The 16897-nt window shown below is 63.9% G+C and carries 15 protein-coding genes; 10 read left to right on the top strand and 5 right to left on the bottom strand.

Going from position 1 to position 16897, the window contains the following annotated elements; translation table 11 throughout:
* The 4 genes from GLR48_RS24565 to GLR48_RS24550 all read left to right on the top strand — a co-directional run.
* Positions 1–723 (top strand): di-heme-cytochrome C peroxidase (locus tag GLR48_RS24565; protein WP_237066731.1); only part of this gene is annotated, 723 nt, incomplete at its 5' end.
* A 37-nt stretch (positions 724–760) separates the two neighbouring features.
* A complete protein-coding gene (locus tag GLR48_RS24560; RefSeq protein WP_237066729.1) occupies positions 761–1999 on the top strand; it encodes a pre-peptidase C-terminal domain-containing protein in 1239 nt (412 codons plus the stop codon).
* Positions 2000–2016: 17 nt separating this feature from the next.
* Positions 2017–4230 carry a S8 family serine peptidase gene (locus GLR48_RS24555; RefSeq protein ID WP_237066728.1) on the top strand — a complete coding sequence of 738 codons (2214 nt, stop codon included), beginning with the start codon at positions 2017–2019 and terminating at the stop codon, positions 4228–4230.
* Complete coding sequence (locus GLR48_RS24550; protein ID WP_237066726.1) at positions 4227–5396, top strand: trypsin-like serine peptidase; 1170 nt, start codon at positions 4227–4229, stop codon at positions 5394–5396. Before GLR48_RS24555 ends, GLR48_RS24550 begins: the two co-directional genes overlap by 4 nt.
* A gap of 50 nt (positions 5397–5446) precedes the next feature.
* On the opposite strand, the gene ubiG is transcribed toward GLR48_RS24550, so the two are convergent.
* The 3 genes from ubiG to GLR48_RS24535 are packed head-to-tail and all read right to left on the bottom strand — an operon-like array spanning position 5447 to position 7897.
* The gene (gene ubiG / locus GLR48_RS24545; protein WP_237066724.1) at positions 5447–6154 is read right to left on the bottom strand and encodes a bifunctional 2-polyprenyl-6-hydroxyphenol methylase/3-demethylubiquinol 3-O-methyltransferase UbiG; all 708 of its coding nucleotides are present in this window, start codon (positions 6152–6154) and stop codon (positions 5447–5449) included.
* Positions 6144–6962: a methyltransferase family protein gene (locus tag GLR48_RS24540; RefSeq protein WP_237066739.1), complete on the bottom strand. Its 819-nt coding sequence runs from the start codon at positions 6960–6962 to the stop codon at positions 6144–6146. Before GLR48_RS24540 ends, ubiG begins: the two co-directional genes overlap by 11 nt.
* Positions 6962–7897 carry an NAD(P)/FAD-dependent oxidoreductase gene (locus GLR48_RS24535; protein ID WP_237066722.1) on the bottom strand — a complete coding sequence of 312 codons (936 nt, stop codon included), beginning with the start codon at positions 7895–7897 and terminating at the stop codon, positions 6962–6964. Before GLR48_RS24535 ends, GLR48_RS24540 begins: the two co-directional genes overlap by 1 nt.
* 515 nt (positions 7898–8412) lie before the next feature.
* On the opposite strand from GLR48_RS24535, the gene osmF reads away from it, so the two are divergent.
* Genes osmF through GLR48_RS24515 form a run of 4 tightly spaced genes read left to right on the top strand, consistent with a single transcriptional unit; the run spans position 8413 to position 12177 of the window.
* On the top strand, positions 8413–9321 hold the full coding sequence (gene osmF / locus GLR48_RS24530; protein WP_237066720.1) for a glycine betaine ABC transporter substrate-binding protein OsmF: 909 nt from the start codon (positions 8413–8415) through the stop codon (positions 9319–9321).
* A gap of 8 nt (positions 9322–9329) precedes the next feature.
* Entirely contained in the window at positions 9330–10505 is a 1176-nt protein-coding gene (locus GLR48_RS24525; RefSeq protein WP_237066718.1) for an ABC transporter permease, read from the top strand.
* Positions 10502–11437, top strand: coding sequence for an ABC transporter ATP-binding protein (locus GLR48_RS24520; RefSeq protein ID WP_237066716.1), 936 nt, complete (start codon positions 10502–10504; stop codon positions 11435–11437). The genes GLR48_RS24525 and GLR48_RS24520 overlap by 4 nt, the downstream gene beginning before the upstream one ends.
* Complete coding sequence (locus GLR48_RS24515) at positions 11434–12177, top strand: ABC transporter permease (protein ID WP_237066714.1); 744 nt, start codon at positions 11434–11436, stop codon at positions 12175–12177. The genes GLR48_RS24520 and GLR48_RS24515 overlap by 4 nt, the downstream gene beginning before the upstream one ends.
* 345 nt (positions 12178–12522) lie before the next feature.
* Here GLR48_RS24515 and katG read toward each other — a convergent pair whose 3' ends face one another.
* A complete protein-coding gene (gene katG, locus GLR48_RS24505) occupies positions 12523–14700 on the bottom strand; it encodes a catalase/peroxidase HPI (protein ID WP_237066712.1) in 2178 nt (725 codons plus the stop codon).
* Positions 14701–14798: 98 nt separating this feature from the next.
* Here katG and GLR48_RS24500 point away from each other — a divergent pair, with 98 nt between their 5' ends.
* Positions 14799–15710, top strand: coding sequence for a hydrogen peroxide-inducible genes activator (locus GLR48_RS24500; RefSeq protein ID WP_237066711.1), 912 nt, complete (start codon positions 14799–14801; stop codon positions 15708–15710).
* A gap of 207 nt (positions 15711–15917) precedes the next feature.
* Here GLR48_RS24500 and GLR48_RS24495 read toward each other — a convergent pair whose 3' ends face one another.
* A complete protein-coding gene (locus GLR48_RS24495; RefSeq protein WP_237066709.1) occupies positions 15918–16145 on the bottom strand; it encodes a hypothetical protein in 228 nt (75 codons plus the stop codon).
* On the opposite strand from GLR48_RS24495, the gene GLR48_RS24490 reads away from it, so the two are divergent.
* Positions 16145–16897, top strand: a complete 753-nt coding sequence (locus GLR48_RS24490; protein WP_237066707.1) for a hypothetical protein — start codon at positions 16145–16147, stop codon at positions 16895–16897. The two genes, GLR48_RS24495 and GLR48_RS24490, sit on opposite strands and share 1 nt — an antisense overlap.

The following is a 16897-nucleotide window of genomic DNA, read 5'->3' as shown; positions in this document are numbered from 1 at the left end:
GCGGGTGCGATCATGGTGCCGCTGAACGAGGCGGGCACCGATGTCTTTCTGGCGTGCAACACCTTCCTGCGCACGGCGGATGCCGGCAACATGGCCAGACAGCGCACCTTTGGCGTGGCCGGCGAGAGGATTGCAGCGCATGACGTGGTGCACAAGATGCTGGTGAATGCCGCTGTGGGCGCCGTGCTGGGCAAGCTGGACGAGCTGATCCCATCGCTGTTTCGCGATACCGCACCACCGGCTGGCGGCACGGCGCTCGTGGGGCTGTCGCAACCCCTCGACTATTTGCCAGAGGTGGCGGACGCGGCGAAGCGCGCGCAGGCGCGGACCTGTCTGACGAACGATGCCGCCTTGCTGGCCTACAAGGCGCGCCCCCTGAACGGCATCTGGGCCACGGCCCCTTTCCTGCACAACGGCTCTGTACCGACGCTTTACGATCTGCTGTTGCCGGCCCGGCTGCGCAACACCGTCCCGCAAGGGCAGGCCCTGCCCGATATCGCGGGACAGGTCAGGCCGGAACGCTTTGGCGTCGGATCGCGCGACTTCGACCCGGTGCGGGTGGGTTTCGTCACCGATCCGGCGCGGACGCCCTGGATCTTTGACGTGCGCGACGCGGACGGGCTGTCGATCCCGGGCAATTCCAATGCCCGACACGACTACGGCAATGCCGATTTCAGCGAGGCCGACCGCATGGCGCTTGTCGAATACCTAAAGGGACTTTGACGCACCGCCCCGAGAGCAGGAAAGGAGAGACGACACGATGCGACGCCGGACCATCATGCTGCTGTTCCTGCTTGCGGGCCTTGGTGCGGTGGTGCCAGATCCGCCGCGGGCCCAGGGTGTTGAACCTGAGGACTTGCTGACCGCGCTTGCCGACGCCGCGCGCGCGCAGGCCGGACAGATGGATTTCGACACGTTCCGGGATGCCACGACCTTTTTGCCCGAAACCGGCAAATATTATGTCAGCGGCGATACACCGATCCGCAACGACAAGTTGTTGCGAGAGTTCTGGGACAGCGCGATCCGCCGCCCACCCGCTACCGCTGCCATGGACGACGCGGCACCGGAATTTGCAGTCGCGGTCGTCGGTGGCCTCGACCAGATCTGGGGGGCAGAGCGGCATGCGCTGACCTATTGCGTGTCAGACGCCTTTGGTGCCCGGCAGGCCCCGGTGATCGCTGCGATGACCGAGGCCGCGGCGGCGTGGCAGCAGGCCGCCGACATCACCTTTGTCCATGTCGCGGCAGAGGATCGCCTGTGTGCGCCGACCAATCCGCGTGTGCTGTTCGATGTGCGCCCGGTGAACACCGGTGGCCAGTTCCTCGCGGTGGCGTTTCTGCCGAACGAACCGCGGTCTGCGCGCAGTCTGGCAATTGACCCCTCCGCCTTTGCGCTGACGGGCAACCTGACGCTTGTCGGCGTGCTGCGCCATGAACTTGGTCACGTGCTGGGCGGTCGCCATGAACACACCCGGCCAGAGGCCGGAACCTGCTTTGAGGACGGCGCGTGGCGCGGGGTCAGCGATTATGACGCCTTTTCGGTCATGCATTACCCGCAGTGCAACGGGCGGGGCGACTGGTCATTGTCGCTGACCGCCGCCGACCGCTCTGGTATCGCCTGTCTTTACGGCCCGGCAGAGGGCTTTGTCATCGACCCCGCGATCTGTGCCCCGCCCGGCGGGCCACGGCCGCAGACGGACCGCTTTGGCCCGCAGGATCTGGCGGACCGCGACATGGTCCTGATCGGCAATTTTGCGGTCGCGGCGGGCACGCCGTTTCTGGCCACCATGACGGGGGCCGGGGACCCGGATCTGTATGTCAAGGTGGACGGGCCGGCCTTGCTGTCGAACTACGATTGCCGCCCGTTCGAATCCGGTCCGACCGAAAGCTGCACCTTTGATGTGCCGGAGGACGCGCAATTCGTTCAGGTCGCCGTCCACGGTTACGCCGGTGGCAGCTTTGACATCAGCGTGACCCACACCCCACGACCGGCGCCATGAGGCGAGGAGGAAGACACATGACCCGATCGCATGTCGCACCCGTCGCGCTGATCCTGTGTCTTGCCACCGGACCCATCGCGGCACAGGCCACGGGGACGATCACGATGGACTGGACCACCACGGGCAGTACGCCGTTCGAGGTCGCTGAGGAACTGGCGACGCTCTATGTCTCGCTTTTCAACACCGGCAATCTGACTGTGCAGGATGTCCCGCTGGGGTCCGGCGGCACGGTCGAGGCGGCCATGCGCCGCGCAGGCGTCTTTACGGGCGATCACTTTCCGCTGGTTCTGGATGCGATGCTTTGCGATCTGAATGCGGATGTCTGCAGTCGGGCGCGTGTCCCTGTCGGCGACGCGCTGTTGTCGAATTCCGGTGGCCACGTTGGCGGCTTTGCCGCATCCTACGGCGTCTGGACGGCAGGCCCGCAGGACGGCGTCACGATCCCAAGTTATACCTTTGAGACACGGACCACGCTTGCCCAGGTGCCGGTGCCCGACGGATGGACCGCCCAATCCTACACGCCCGGACCTGATGTGGACTGCACCGCATGGGGTATGACCTGCGCGGATCTGGTCACGCGGTTCAATCCCCGCATCGTTGGACGGACGAAATCCACCGGGGTCGCGGCGCTGCCGGTGCCGCAACTTGCAACACGGGTCCAGCTGGCCGTCGATGCCGGATCGCGTCTGGCCGCGGCCATGCCGCCCGGCACAGGGTCCGGGGCTGCAGGACAGAGCCTCCCCCTCGCAGCCCGGGGCACCGACCTGCAGACCCCCGCTTGGCGGGATATCCTCGCAGGCACGTCGCCGTCCGATCTGGCACTGGACCGGCTGAACCGGAACCTAGCGCCAATCGGTCGGGTGTTCAGTCAGGACGGACACGCAGAGACTGTCCTGGCCGGTGCCGCGCCCGGCGATATGACGCCCCTGCGGCAAAGGCCGACGACTGACGCCTTGCTGCGTGCGATCAACCATCCCCTTGCGACACTGGAAGACATGCCCGCAGCGCTGCGGCGTCCGGTCGGCGTGGCGGTCATCGACTACCGGGTCGAGGCGGGACATTGCGACTGGCCGCCTGTCTTTGTGGCGCCTGACCGGGCTCTGCCGGCGGCGACGGCGGCCGATTGCGCCCAAATCGACGAGACGGCCGTGGCGAACGGCGACCATGGCGTGCATGTCGCGGGCCTGATCGCGGGGCAGCGCAGCGCGTTCGGACCGATCGGCCTGAACCCGGCGGCGCGTCTTTACCTGCTGCCGTTCGACCGCACGCTTGACGTCACACAGCAGATCCCCGCGCTGACCCAGACCCTGATCACGATCCCACCGGACGTGCGGGTCGTGAACATGAGTATCGGTTTTCTGCAACCGACCGAGGGTTCTGACGCGCTGTTCAAGTCGCTGATCGCCGCCTACGAGCCTAGATCGCTGTTTGTCATTGCCGCAGGCAACGACGCGCGCGACCTCAAGATCAACTGCAACCTGCTGCCCGCCTGCTATGTCGACATGGACAATGTCATGACCGTGGTCGGGCTTGACGCGTCCGAGGACACCCCAGAACTGTGGGAGACGCTGACGCAGGGCACGAACTGGAGCCCGCGTTTCGCGATCGGTGCGGTGGCTGAAAACGTGCTTTCGACCGTGTCGGGCAATCGCTACGCGCATCATTCCGGCACATCCTCTGCGGCCCCTCAGGTGGCTGCGGCCGCATCGCTCGTGTTTGCCGCGGCCGAATGGCATTTCGCGCGAGAGCTGGACGGCGCCCAGATCGCGCCCAAGATGGTCAAGGACCGGTTGATCTATACGGCCGATTTTTTCCCCGAACTCGACGGGCGCATGGCGTCGGGTCGGCTGAACGTCAGCCGCGCAGTGGACGTGACCAACGACCGTTTCATTCTGCGCGACGGCAGGCAAGTGGCCGGGCAGGTCATCGCGGCGCCCGACTGGTTCGAATGCCGGACCAGCGACACCGGCGAGGCGCTGCAAAGCTGGTGGAACCTGCGGCGGCTGACGGTGCAGGACAACGGCCGCTACCTTATCTTCAAGCACGAGGCCGAGGACCGCGGAGACCGCTTCGCGCCGCTGCGCCAGTTTCCCAGCTGCGTTCTGACGACGCTCTCGCCGGTCGTGCGGGTTCAGTTGACGGATGGCAGCATTGTCGATTTTCCCTTCGGCGACATTCGTGATTACACGTCGCAGATGGTCGATTCCCTGTCCGCCGGCGATGGGCCATGATCGCGGTCGGGCGAGGTTTTCCGCTGGCCTGCGCGATGCTGATGGCAGGGCCGGGGCTGGCGCAGGACGACACGCCTGTGACCCCGGCACCAGCCCCCGTGCTGGAGGCATCGGTGGACGGTCGCATCGATCGTCTGGATATTCGCATCGGTGCGGCCCAGTTCGGCGCGCCGCCCGTGCTGTGGACGGATTCGATTGCCGTGGCGGGGGCCGATTACATCCGTCTTCTGATCCGCGTCGAAGGTGATTTCGGACCCGAAGCGATCCTGCGCATCCTGCCCGCACTTGGTCCGGCGTCAGAGGTGCATCTGGACCATATCGACCCGGAGGGGCTCTGGACCGACCTTTTTCCGCTCGGTCGCGCCACGCTGCTGCTGCTTGCGCCCGATCCCCCTGCAAAGGCTGTTCTTGTCCTAGACAGCATCGCGGTCGAGGCGAAGGGCGGCGAGCTCTTTTCCGCATGGGGCGCGAACGATATCATGCCGGTGCACGATCCCGCCGTCCCGCCCGCTGTGGCGGGCGTGGCGCAGGCGGTGGCGTGGCTGTCGTTTATCGACGGCGGAGCGTCGCGGGCCTGCACAGGCGTTCTGATCCGGTCCGATCTGCTGCTGACGAACCAGCATTGCATTGCCAGCGACGCGGCATGTGCGTCCATGCGGGCGATCTTCGGCTATGAATACGACGCGGCTGGCCGGTTGAACATGGGGCCACAGATCGGCTGTGCGGGCTTTGATCCGGCGTGGTCCGATTTCGCACTGGATGTGACGGCCCTGCGCCTGACCGGATCGCCCGGCGCAGATTACGCGCCGATCAGCCTGCCCGACATGGACCCGGGCGCGGAGGCGCTGCACGGACCTCTCTTCATCGTCCAACACCCCGGCCCGCATCCCAAACAGGTCTCTTTCATTGACTGTGGCGCGGCCGCGTCGCCCGTGGATGGCCGCGCGGCGGCGTCCGATTTCACCCATACCTGCGACACGGCGGAAGGGTCGTCGGGGGCGCCGGTGTTCAACGCCGCAGGGCAGCTGGTCGGGTTGCATCATTTCGGGTTCCGCGACGGGTCCGCCGACATCTGGCACGAGAACCGCGCCGTCCTTGCCCCCCTGATCGTGCCGTGGCTGCAGGCGACGGTGCTGTCAGCTCCGGTCGCACGCGCGTCTGAATGAAACGCACCGTGACGGCGGCCGACCGTGCGGTCGTCAGAGGGCAGGGCCCGTCATGTCGTGGCCCCTTGTTTGCGGGCAAGACCCATGAACTGGACCGCCGTGAACGGCAGCGGACCAAAGGTCAGATCCATCCTGCGATCCACGCCGCGCGGCCCAAGTCCCGTGAACGTGCCGGGTGTCAGACCGGCCTGCCGCAGGGCGGCACGCAGCTCGCGGGGTTTGATGAACTTGGCGGGATCATGCGTGCCACGCGGCAGCAGGCGGAGGACGTCCTCTGCGATCGTGATCGCGGCAAAACGGGCGATCGGGTTGCGATTGATGGTGTCGAACAGGAACAGCCCGCCGGGACGCAGCACGCGGGACACCTCTGCCAGCACGTGGGCCACGTCGGCCACATGTTCCAGAACATCGACGCAGACGACGGTGTCAAAACGGGCGTTGGCGTAGGGCATATCCTCGCCGACACCGACGTCATACGCGATCTGCAGGTTTTCAGCGGCTGCGTGGTGGCGTGCGGCGGCGATGGCCTGTGTGGCCGGGTCGATCCCGGTGACATCCGCGCCGCGACGGGCAAGGGCCTCGGCCATGAAGCCGCCCGCACAGCCCAGATCAAGAACAGCCTTGCCCTGCCAGTCGGTGTGACGGTCGAACCAGGTCATCCGACCGGGCACCAGATTTTTCAGGGTCCTCACCCACCGCAGATCGTCGGACCACCAGCGGTCGCTGACCTCGTCATAGATCGTCAGGTCATTGCGCATGCGGATCGTCCTCTGCTTTGATCAGGCGTGGTACGACGTAGGGCACACGCGCGCGATACCGATCAAAATCCGCGCCGTAGCGGGCCGCAAAGCGCCGTTCCTTCAAGCGCGGGGCCAGCAGGCAATAGGTGGTCAAGGTCACCGCCAGCACAAGCTGGTCAGGCGTCCAGACCGGCACGGTCCAAAGCGTCAGAATGAAGGCCGCGTAGATCGGTTGACGGATCACGCGGAACAGACCGTGTGTCGGCATGTCGGGAAACACGGGCCGCTTGCGCGCCATCAGCGACATCCATCCCAGCGCACCGGACTGCACCTCTGCGCCGGCGTCGAAACTGGCCTTCATCAGCAAAAGATAGCTGGCAGCGTAGGCGCAGGTCGTGACCCAGAATGTCGCCCCCTCGGCCCGCCACCAGACGATGCCCGACGGCGTCCACAGTGTGAACAGCGCCAGAAGCTGGATCGAGGCGATGATCGCGTAGGTTGTCGTGGACAGTGTGGCGCCGTGGGGGCCGGGCATCAACCGGGCCAGCCACCCGCCGCCGCGACGCGTCAGCAGGAACGAATGGGCTGCGGGAAATTGCAGGATCAGCGCCGTATTGGTCAATGCGGCCCAAGGCCAGGCCACGGTCCCGAAGGTTTCGCTGAGACCGAAGAACATGCCGATGATCATCGCCGTGACGGCAAGTGCAAAGATCGCGTGGCACAGCAGGCCCAGTCCCAGCGCGAACAGGATCCGCAGCGCCCCCGGCGGCGGATGCAGGGCCGCCTCGACCAGAACGATCAGCCGTCCGATGCGCGGATCCTTCATCACGCCAAAGTGCCCAGCACGTGTTCTGCGATGGCGGTGCCGCTGGTCCAGGCGTCCTCGACCCGTGGTCCGATGCACCAGTCGCCGCCAAGATACAGTGTCGTCCCTGGCGCGTGGACAAAAGGTTGGCCAAGCGCCTGGGTCACACGGGCATAACGCCAGCGATGTGCCACGGCATGGGTCACACGATCCGGCATGACGCCCAGACTGTCACACAGCAGCGGCAGCATCAGTGCGGCAATCTGCGGCTTGTCATGTTCCAGATGGGTCGTGCTGAAATCGACCCCCGCCTGCGCGACCCAGGCGGTTGCGTCCTGTTGCGACCTGCCGGGTTTGCTGCTGTCCTGCGCGATCCAGGCCAAAGGATCGTCCGGTGCATGCCGGCTGAGGAAGGGGGCGGGCCCCGCCACCGCAGCCATCAGCGTCAGGCAAGGAGAAAACCGCACGTCGCCGATCTGTTCAACCAGCGGGTGGCCGGCGCCCAGCAGGTCGGCCATCTGCGGCGCGGGCACCGTGATGACCACATGGGTGGCCTCATGCTGCGACTGGTCCGATTGCAGCCGCCAGCCCGGCCCCTCGGCTTGCACCGAGGTCACGTGCGTGCTTTGCCGAACTTCCAGTCCCGCGGCTAGGGCCTTGGGAAGGGCCGACATGCCCGGCGCACCGACGACATGATCCCGCCCCGTGCCGTCGGCCCAGTGGGCCGCATCACCGCTGTCGCGCAATTCGTTCATGACGGTGGAAAAACGCGTGCCTTTTGCGGTCACGTATTGCGCGCCGTGGTCGAATTGCAGCCCGGCTGCCCGGCGCGTGGCCACGCGTCCGCCGATGCCGCGCCCCTTGTCGAAAAGGGTGGATTGCACGCCGCCCAGCATCAGCCGCCGCGCACAGGCCAGTCCCGTCATGCCGGCCCCGATGATTGCGACACGCGTCATGTCTGAACACAGACGTTGAAGAAGGGCGGGACCTGACATCCCGCAAGGACACACTCGAGTTTCATCTGCGCACCGCCTTTTTGTCTACAACCGCCAAGGTGTTGCGGAACGATGAATGCGCAAGGATGTGCGACGCTATGCCGTTGTGCGGCAAACAAATGCGGTTCCAGATCAGACAAGGGCCCGACCTGCGGCGACACGTGGCAAATCGCTCAGCCGCGATCAAAACGGATCATGTGCGCCAAGCGGCCGATTGCAGTCACGCGTCCCAAGACAGGCGGCGTCCGGGTGTCTCGCGGTCGAGGGCAATGCGATGCCGCCCGGAGGGGCGCGCGCACCATGAATGAAGCCTTGAAGGCTGACATGGCGCCATTGCTCTTGCCATCATCCCCTGCGTGGAACGATGCTTTGCGCATCGCCATGGCTTGGCGATGTGTCATGATGCACTAGGTCGCAAAAAAAGCGTTCATTGGCCGATCTGGTCTGCGCGATCATTCAAAGGAGCCGAAACCGCCATGAATATCCGTCTTATCCTCGCAGCCGCAGGCGTATCGGGCCTTATGGGCACGGCCGCTTTCGCTGACATCACCGTATCTTCCAAGATCGACACGGAAGGTGGCCTGCTGGGCAACATCATCGCACTCGCGCTTGAAAACGGCGGCCTGCCGGTCGAGCGGAAGTTGCAGCTTGGCGGCACGCAGGTCGTGCGCGAGGCCCTGCTGTCGCAACAGATCGACATCTACCCCGAGTATACCGGCAATGCGGCGTTTTTCTTCAATGAAGCCGACAGCGACGTCTGGAACGACGCGCAGGCCGCCCATGACCGGGCCGCTGAACTCGATGCAGAGCAGAACAAGATCACCTGGCTCGACTCTGCGCCGGCGAACAACACTTGGGCCATTGCGGTCACCGGGCCGGTCGCCGCGGACAACGACCTGACGACCATGTCGCAGTTTGGTCAGTGGGTGGCTGACGGTGGCGACATCAAGCTCGCCGCCTCGACAGAGTTCGTGTCCTCTCCTGCGGTTCTGCCTGCGATGCAGACGACCTATGGCTTTACCCTGTCGCCGGATCAGACCGTGATCCTGTCGGGCGGCGACACGGCGGCGACGATTCAGGCCGCGGCGCGCGGCACCTCTGGCGTGAACGCGGCGATGGTCTATGGCACCGATGGCGGTGTCGGTGCGACGGGCCTTGTCGTGATGGAAGACGACAAGGGCGTACAGCCGGTCTATGAACCCACGCCCATCGTGCGGGCCGAGGTGCTGGACGAATACCCGGCCATCGCCGATATCCTGAACCCGATCTTTGCCGGGCTGGACATGAAGACCCTGCAGGATCTCAATGGCCGTATCCAGGTCGGCGGTGAACCAGCCGAGGCGGTGGCGCGCGAATACCTGACGACGACCGGGGTCCTGAACTGACGACCAGCGTGCTGCCGGCCCGGGTCCGTGCGGAGGGGGTGTCATCGCCGGGCATCCTCTTTGCGGTCCTCGGGCTGTCGGCGCTGCTGACCCCGTTCATGACGCTTGCCGCGAACAGGATCGTTGCGGGTGAAGGCGTGGTCGCGTGGCAACTGGCCGGGCCCGGCGTCACCGTGCCGGGTCTGGTGGCGATCATTTTGGGTCTGGCGCTGGGTCTTTTCGGCGCGCGGCCAAGGTTGCGGCTGACGGGCGCTGCGATCGGACTGGCCGGTCTGGTCTGGCTCTTGTCCAACGGAGCCGAGATGCTGCTGGTGGATGCCGGAGACTATGCCCGCGTATCGCCAGCCATCGGCTTTTGGTGCCTGTTCGCGATCATGACATTGCTGATGGCGGATGCACTGGCGACCCTGTCACCGGGACCGCGCGCGCGCGCGGCCCTGCTGGCCGTCGTTCTGGCCGTCCTGGCGGCCATTCTGTGGTCGGGCGTCCTGTCAGAGCTTTCGGTCATGCGCGAATATGCCGGACGCAAGGACGCTTTCGTCCGCGCGACGGTCCAGCATCTGAATCTGGCCTTCGGCTCACTCGCCGCTGCCATGATCATAGGATTTCCGGTGGGGCTTTTGTGTCACCGTCGGACCCGGTTGCGCGGCGGTATCCTGCCGATGCTGAGTTTTCTGCAGACCATTCCGTCGCTGGCGATGTTCGGCCTGATGATCCCCGTCCTGGGGTGGGTCGGTCGCAGCGTGCCCGGGGCGCAGGCCATCGGCATTGCCGGCATCGGCTTTGCCCCCGCTTTCGTGGCGCTCGTGCTTTATGCGCTGCTGCCGGTCGTGGCCAATACGGTCATCGGACTGGCCTCTGCGCCGCCAGCCGCGCTGGAGGCCGCGCGCGGCATGGGCATGACCCCGCAGCAACGCCTGTGGCGGGTCGAAGCGCCGCTGGGTCTGCCGATCATCCTGACGGGGCTGCGGATCGTGCTGGTGCAGAACATCGGGCTTGCCGTCATTGCCGGGCTGATCGGCGGCGGCGGTTACGGCACATTCGTCTTTCAGGGCCTGAACCAGACCGCGACCGACCTGATCCTGCTGGGCGCGCTGCCGACAGTGTTGCTGGCGCTGGTTGCGGCCATCGTGATGGATATCCTTGTCGCACTTGCCCGCAAGACACCGGCGGTGACTGCATGATTGAAATTGACGCAATAACGAAGCTTTACGACGGCAAACCCGCCGTCGACAGCGTCACGATGACGGTCGAGACGGGCACGGTGACCGTGATCGTCGGCACCTCCGGGTCCGGCAAGACCACACTTCTGCGCATGATCAACCGGTTGGAAGAACCGACCTCCGGCACGGTGCGGATTAATGGCGAATCCACCCTTGATGTGAAACCGCATATCCTGCGGCGGCGCATCGGCTATGCCATTCAGGGCCACGGGTTGTTTCCGCATTACACGGTGGCCCAGAACATTGCCGCCGTCCCAGAGCTGCTGAAATGGCCGCGGGACAAGACCGCCGCCCGTGTCGACGACTTGCTGACCCTCTTTTCGATGGAGCCGCAATCGTTTCGTGACCGCTATCCCGCCGAATTGTCGGGGGGCCAGCAGCAGCGTGTCGGTGTGGCGCGCGCGCTGGCGTCGCGCCCGGACCTGTTGCTGATGGACGAACCCTTCGGCGCGCTGGATCCGGTCATCCGCGCCCGCGCGCAGGACGATCTGCGGCGCATCCAGCAGCACTTGGGGTCGACCATCATGCTGGTCACCCACGATATGGAGGAAGCGATCCGTCTGGGCGACCGCGTGGCGGTGATGGATGCCGGGCGCCTCGTGCAATACGGCACGCCGGCCGAGATCATCACGCGTCCCGCGACGGATTTCGTAACCGAGATGGTCGGCCGGGTGGAACGCCCGCTGCGTCTGCTGTCGCTGATCAACCTGTCCGAACTGGTCGAGGCGGGGGCGGCGACAGGCGATCCGCTGCCGGTAGGGGCCAACCTGCGCGACGCGCTGTCAGCCTGCCTTTGGACCGGGCGGGACGCGGTCCCGGTCGCACGCGATGGCGTCGTGATCGGGCGCGTGACACTGGACGCCATCCGCGCGCGGGCGCAGGCACATCCATGAGGGCGGGTCACCTGCTGCGCCTTTTGGTGATCCTGCTGCTGATTGCTTTGGTCCTGCGTCCGCAGTGGTTTACCACGATCTTTGCACCTTTCGCACCACCGGGGGGGCCGGTGATCTATGACCGGACATCGCTGCTGTCGTTGTCGCTCAGCCACCTTGGGCTGGTCGTCGCGGCCTCTGGAGCGGCGACGCTGGTCGCGGTGACGCTTGCTATTTTGGTGACGCGACCGTTTGGTGCCGCTTTCCGTCCCCTGTCGCGCACGGTGACCAACATGGGTCAGACTTTTCCGCCCGTGGCCGTTCTGGCGCTGGCCGTGCCGGTTCTGGGGTTCGGCAACGGGCCGACGCTTGTGGCGCTGTTCCTTTACGGCCTGCTGCCGATCTTCGAAAACGCCATGACCGGCCTGCTGACCTTGCCGCCGGCTACCATGGATGCGGCCCGCGGCATCGGCCTGAACCGGTGGCAATTGCTGGTACGGGTCGAATTGCCACTGGCCTTGCCGGTGATCCTGACGGGCATTCGCCTGTCTGTCGTCATCGCCCTTGGCACCGCCACGATCGGATCGACCGTCGCCGCACGCACGCTGGGCGAAGTGATCATCGCGGGCCTTCTGACGAACAACACCGCCTATGTCATGCAGGGTGGCCTGATCGTCGGTCTGTTTGCCGTGATTCTTTACGATGCCCTCGTTCAGCTGGAACGTTATTGCGCCCGGCGGACGGGCAGCAAGACGGTCTGAACGGGCCGACGCCGATGGTATGCCGCGCGACGCAACGCGGATCGCTCTTACCGTCATGCGCTCAGGCTGCTGCTCGCGTCAGGCCCGCGCGCCGACACGGTTTGCGACACCGCCGCACGTCAGGTGTGGCATGGGTCAGTGCGGAAATTGGGTTGAAAGAATGGTTGCCCTACAACGTGCCCCGGATTTCATCGTGCAATCGTGGGCGTTAGGGCGCCTGCAAGGCTCGTGAGAGGGCCACGGCGCGTTCGGATTTCGATCCGTCAGGTTCGCCGAAGGAAAAGCGGTTGCCTTCGGCTTGGTGGGGTGTTCGGGCAGGTTTTACCCTGCCCGAACACGTCATTCTCAGGCAGCCAGATCGAAGCGATCGGCATTCATCACTTTCGTCCAGGCCGCCACGAAATCGCGAACGAACTTTGCCTCGTTGTCGTCCTGCGCATAGACCTCTGAGTAGGCACGCAGGATGGAGTTCGATCCGAAGACGAGGTCGGTGCTTGTCGCCGTGTATTTGACCTGGCCGGTGGCGCGGTCCTGCAAGTGGTAGGTTCCATGGTCAGCGGTTGGCATCCACTTCAAGTCCATATCGGTGATCGTCTGGAAGAAGTCGGTGGTCAACTGACCTTCGCGCTGTGTGAAGACACCCAACTTGGAATTTCCGTAATTGACGCCAAGCACGCGAAGTCCACCAACCAACACCGTCATTTCGGCGCCGGTGAGGCCCATCAGCTGTGCCCGGTCGAGCAACAGTTCTTCTGGGGCGGTGTCGTAGGCTTTCTTTGTCCAATTGCGGAACCCATCGGCAAGGGGTTCCAGAACCGAAAAACTGTCGACGTCCGTCATATCGTCGGTCGCGTCACCACGTCCGGCTGTGAAAGGTACGACGATGTCGTGACCGGCCGCGATGATCGCACGTTCCAGACCGACGTTACCGGCCAGAACGATCACATCTGCAAGTGATGCACCCGTCTGGCTGGCAATGGGTTCGAGTATGCCCAGAACCCGCGCCAGGCGATCGGGTTCGTTACCAGCCCAGTCCTTCTGTGGTGCCAGGCGGATACGCGCACCGTTCGCACCACCCCGCTTGTCGGAGCCGCGATAGGTGCGCGCGCTGTCCCAGGCGGTGGCAATCAGATCCGCAACGCTCAGACCACTTTGAGAGATCTTCGCCTTGACCGCGTCGACGTCATAGTCCGTGGCACCTGCGGGGACCGGATCCTGCCAGACAAGGTCTTCCTGCGGGACGTAGGGGCCCTGATAGTTGGCCTTCGGCCCCATATCCCGATGGGTCAGCTTGAACCATGCCTTGGCAAATGTCTCCGACAGGTAGTCCGGGTTCGCGTGGAACCTTTCGCAGATCTCGCGGTAGACCGGATCGACCTTCATCGCCATGTCGGCGTCGGTCATGATTGGATTGTGACGGATCGCCGGATCGGTCGCATCGGGCACCTTGTCCTCTTCTGCGATATCGATCGGTTCCCACTGCCACGCGCCAGACCGGGATTTCACCGGCTGCCACTCGTACTTGAAGAGCAGGTGGAGATAGCCGTTGTCCCACTGCGTCGGATTGCTAGTCCACGCCCCTTCGAGCCCGGACGTATGAATGGAATTGGCGTTGCCATCGAAACCCGGATTGCTCCAGCCGAAGCCCGCGTTGATGATGTCGCCATCTGCGGGGCCAGCGCCGATTTCACTTGCGGCAAGTCCGCCGTGACATTTGCCGACGGTATGGCCGCCCACCGTCAAAGCCGCGGTTTCCAGGTCGTTCATCGCCATTCTGGCAAAGGTCGTGCGAACGTACTTGGCCGTCTTGGCCGGATCGGGGTTGCCATTGACGCCTTCGGGATTCACATAGATCAACCCCATGTGCGATGCCGCAAGCGGGTCATACATCGAATCCGCGTCGTCGATATCGGCCACACGCTCTTCTGTGGGCGCGAGGATTTCGCTGTCGTTCCCCCAGTTGATGTCGATTTCCGGTCCCCAGATGTCCTCTCGGCCGAAAGCGAAGCCATAGACTTTCAGGCCCATGTTGGCATAGGCCACGGTTCCCGCCAGCACCAGCAGGTCGGCCCAGGACAGGGCATTGCCGTACTTCTTCTTGACGGGCCAGAGGATGCGCCGCGCCTTGTCCAGGCTGGCATTGTCCGGCCAGGAGTTCAGTGGTTCGAAACGCAGGTTGCCGGTGCCGGCACCGCCGCGACCGTCGGCCAGACGGTAGGACCCGGCCGAGTGCCATGACATGCGAATGAAAAGACCGCCGTAGTGTCCCCAGTCCGCGGGCCACCAGACCTGGCTGTCGGTCAGCAGGGCATCGACGTCATCCCACACGCCCTGAAAGTCGAGCGTCTTGACGGCTTCGCGGTGATCGTAGTCGACGTCCATGGGGTTCGCGCGGGCCCCGTGCTGATGCAGGATGTCCAGGTTCAGCATCTTCGGCCACCACTTGGTGGGGTGGTTGGTCAGGGCTGTATTGCTGCCGTGCATCACGGGGCACCCGCCTGTCGTAACCTTGTTGCCGTCCATCATCATCTCCGTCTCGGTTTACTGGGTTTCCAAACTCGTATCCATCATCTCAAATAACCTCCAATTGATTTTTCTGACCAAACCGATAGTTTAAGCTAATGATAGGCCTCACACTCAAGCATCTGCGATACTTTGAAGCGCTCGCGCGTCATGCGCACTTCGGTCGCGCAGCCGATTCTGTCGGCATATCCCAGCCGGCCCTATCGGTTCAGATGAAGGAACTTGAAAGGATGCTGGGCGGCCCTTTGGTCGAGCGATTGGCGCGGGAGATCAGACTGACGGCGCTGGGTGAGGATTTTCTTGCACGGACACGCAACATCCTCATGGAGGTCCGTGAGCTTGACGATCTAAAGCGTTCGGCGTCCGGTCCGCTTGCGGGACGGTTGCGGCTTGGTGTCATTCCCACCGTCGCGCCGTATCTTCTGCCGCGGATCATGAAGGCGATGTCGATCAAGATGCCCGCGCTCGAGCTTCAGCCGCGAGAGAACATCACGCGTTCCCTGATTGCGGACCTTGCCAATTCCACCCTCGATGCGGCGATCGTTGCTTTGCCGATATCAGAACCGACGTTGCAGGAGGTCGCCCTTTTCGAGGAAGAATTCCTGTTGCTGCGTCCGCAGAGCGAAGACGGCAAGCCGGTGCCCAGTCCGGACGCTTTGCGCAAACGAGGGCTGTTGCTGCTGGCCGAAGGTCATTGCTTTCGCGATCAGGCACTGAGCTTTTGCAAGATGGGCGCGGACGAGCCGCGATACCTGATGGAAGGCAGTTCGCTGTCGACGCTTGTGCAAATGGTCGGAGCCGGCATGGGACTGACGCTTATTCCAGAGATCGCAGTCCCGTTGGAGACAAAGTCGGCTCCGGTGGTCGTCGCGCGCTTTCCGGAACCTCGCCCGTCACGGACGATCGGCATCGTCTGGCGTCGGACAAATCCGCTTGCGGCGAAACTGGACGACTTCGGCAGGATCGTCCGCGATGTCGTGACCAAGCCACCGGTCGTTTCCGCGTCATGATGACTATTCCTGTAACCTGATCGACGCATCCAGGTTCCGTGCGTTCCGTGCGTTGTAGGCCGCGTTCGATGCCACCCTACCGGTTGCTTTTGGGAAAATCAGACCTTTGGGTTTCCAAGGCGGGATTGGAGGGAACCAAAGGGGCTGCGCTGGCCAGGCCATGGCTGCCACCGTTCTAGGGTGTAGTCAGGCAGGCACTTGCTCTGGTCAGCCGCCCCAAACGACGGCATTTTCGTGCCGCAGGATCAGGGTTTTCAGGTCCTCGAACCCAAGCAGAATGAATCGCTTCAGCTTTTCCGAGGCGGGCAATCTGGGTGCGCCATCAAGTTGCATGATCCCCAGCGAACGTTCCGGCTGCGGAATTTGGATCGGGATAGTCTTGATCTGGCCCATGTTGCGATAGGCGAAGACCACGCTGTGCGGAAGCACCGTCAATGCGTTGGTTTCCTGCAAATAATTCATCACGGACAACAGCGAGCCGCCGGAATAGCGGATTTCGACCTCTGTGCCCTCCCGAAGACCTAGCCTATGGCACCCGGCGGCAACCTTGCGAAACCAACTATTACGAGACCTATAACCGCGACAACGTCACGCTGGTCGATCTGCGCACCCAGCCGCTGAGAGAAATCACGCCGGACGGGATCATCGTCGGCAACACGCATCACGACCTGGATGCGATCATCTATGCCACGGGCTATGACGCTGTTACCGGTTCGATTTTCCGCATGAACGTTACCGGGCGCGATGGTCTGTCGATCAAGGATCACTGGAAGGACGGGGCGACATCGCTGATGGGTTTCAACACCCATGGCTTTCCCAATATGTTCGCCATCACCGGCCCGATGAGCCCCTCTGCGCTGTTCAATATCCCCCTGGGGATCGAACGGGACGGTGAATGGATCACCGATCTGATCGCCTATATGGACCGCAACGACTATGTCCGGTGCGAGGCGGATGCCGCTGCCGAGGAGGGCTGGGTCAAGGAGGTTCTGGACATCGTGGATCACACCCTGCTGACCAAGGGGTATTCGTGGTGGATGGGGTCAAACATCGCCGGCAAGCCCAAGCGGTTTCTGGTCTATCTTGGCGGCGGACCAAAGTTCAAACGACTGGTCGAGGATGTGGCCATGAATGGCTACGAAGGGTTCAATCTGGGGCGGCTGACGGCTGATGCAGGGACGAGATAG

It is taken from the genome of Loktanella sp. M215, assembly GCF_021735925.1.
GTDB lineage: Bacteria > Pseudomonadota > Alphaproteobacteria > Rhodobacterales > Rhodobacteraceae > Loktanella.
This window is presented reverse-complemented; position numbering and strand designations above follow the sequence as displayed.

What these genes read in the sequence shown, in the direction of transcription:
- GLR48_RS24520 (WP_237066716.1), top strand. Translation starts at nt 10,502, where the DNA reads ATGATTGAAATTGACGCAATAACGAAGCTTTACGACGGCAAACCCGCC.
- osmF (WP_237066720.1), top strand. Translation starts at nt 8,413, where the DNA reads ATGAATATCCGTCTTATCCTCGCAGCCGCAGGCGTATCGGGCCTTATG.
- GLR48_RS24555 (WP_237066728.1), top strand. Translation starts at nt 2,017, where the DNA reads ATGACCCGATCGCATGTCGCACCCGTCGCGCTGATCCTGTGTCTTGCC.
- GLR48_RS24540 (WP_237066739.1), bottom strand. Translation starts at nt 6,962, where the DNA reads ATGAAGGATCCGCGCATCGGACGGCTGATCGTTCTGGTCGAGGCGGCC.
- GLR48_RS24560 (WP_237066729.1), top strand. Translation starts at nt 761, where the DNA reads ATGCGACGCCGGACCATCATGCTGCTGTTCCTGCTTGCGGGCCTTGGT.
- katG (WP_237066712.1), bottom strand. Translation starts at nt 14,700, where the DNA reads ATGGACGGCAACAAGGTTACGACAGGCGGGTGCCCCGTGATGCACGGC.
- GLR48_RS24550 (WP_237066726.1), top strand. Translation starts at nt 4,227, where the DNA reads ATGATCGCGGTCGGGCGAGGTTTTCCGCTGGCCTGCGCGATGCTGATG.
- GLR48_RS24535 (WP_237066722.1), bottom strand. Translation starts at nt 7,897, where the DNA reads ATGACGCGTGTCGCAATCATCGGGGCCGGCATGACGGGACTGGCCTGT.
- GLR48_RS24515 (WP_237066714.1), top strand. Translation starts at nt 11,434, where the DNA reads ATGAGGGCGGGTCACCTGCTGCGCCTTTTGGTGATCCTGCTGCTGATT.
- GLR48_RS24500 (WP_237066711.1), top strand. Translation starts at nt 14,799, where the DNA reads ATGATAGGCCTCACACTCAAGCATCTGCGATACTTTGAAGCGCTCGCG.
- ubiG (WP_237066724.1), bottom strand. Translation starts at nt 6,154, where the DNA reads ATGCGCAATGACCTGACGATCTATGACGAGGTCAGCGACCGCTGGTGG.
- GLR48_RS24490 (WP_237066707.1), top strand. Translation starts at nt 16,145, where the DNA reads ATGCGTTGGTTTCCTGCAAATAATTCATCACGGACAACAGCGAGCCGC.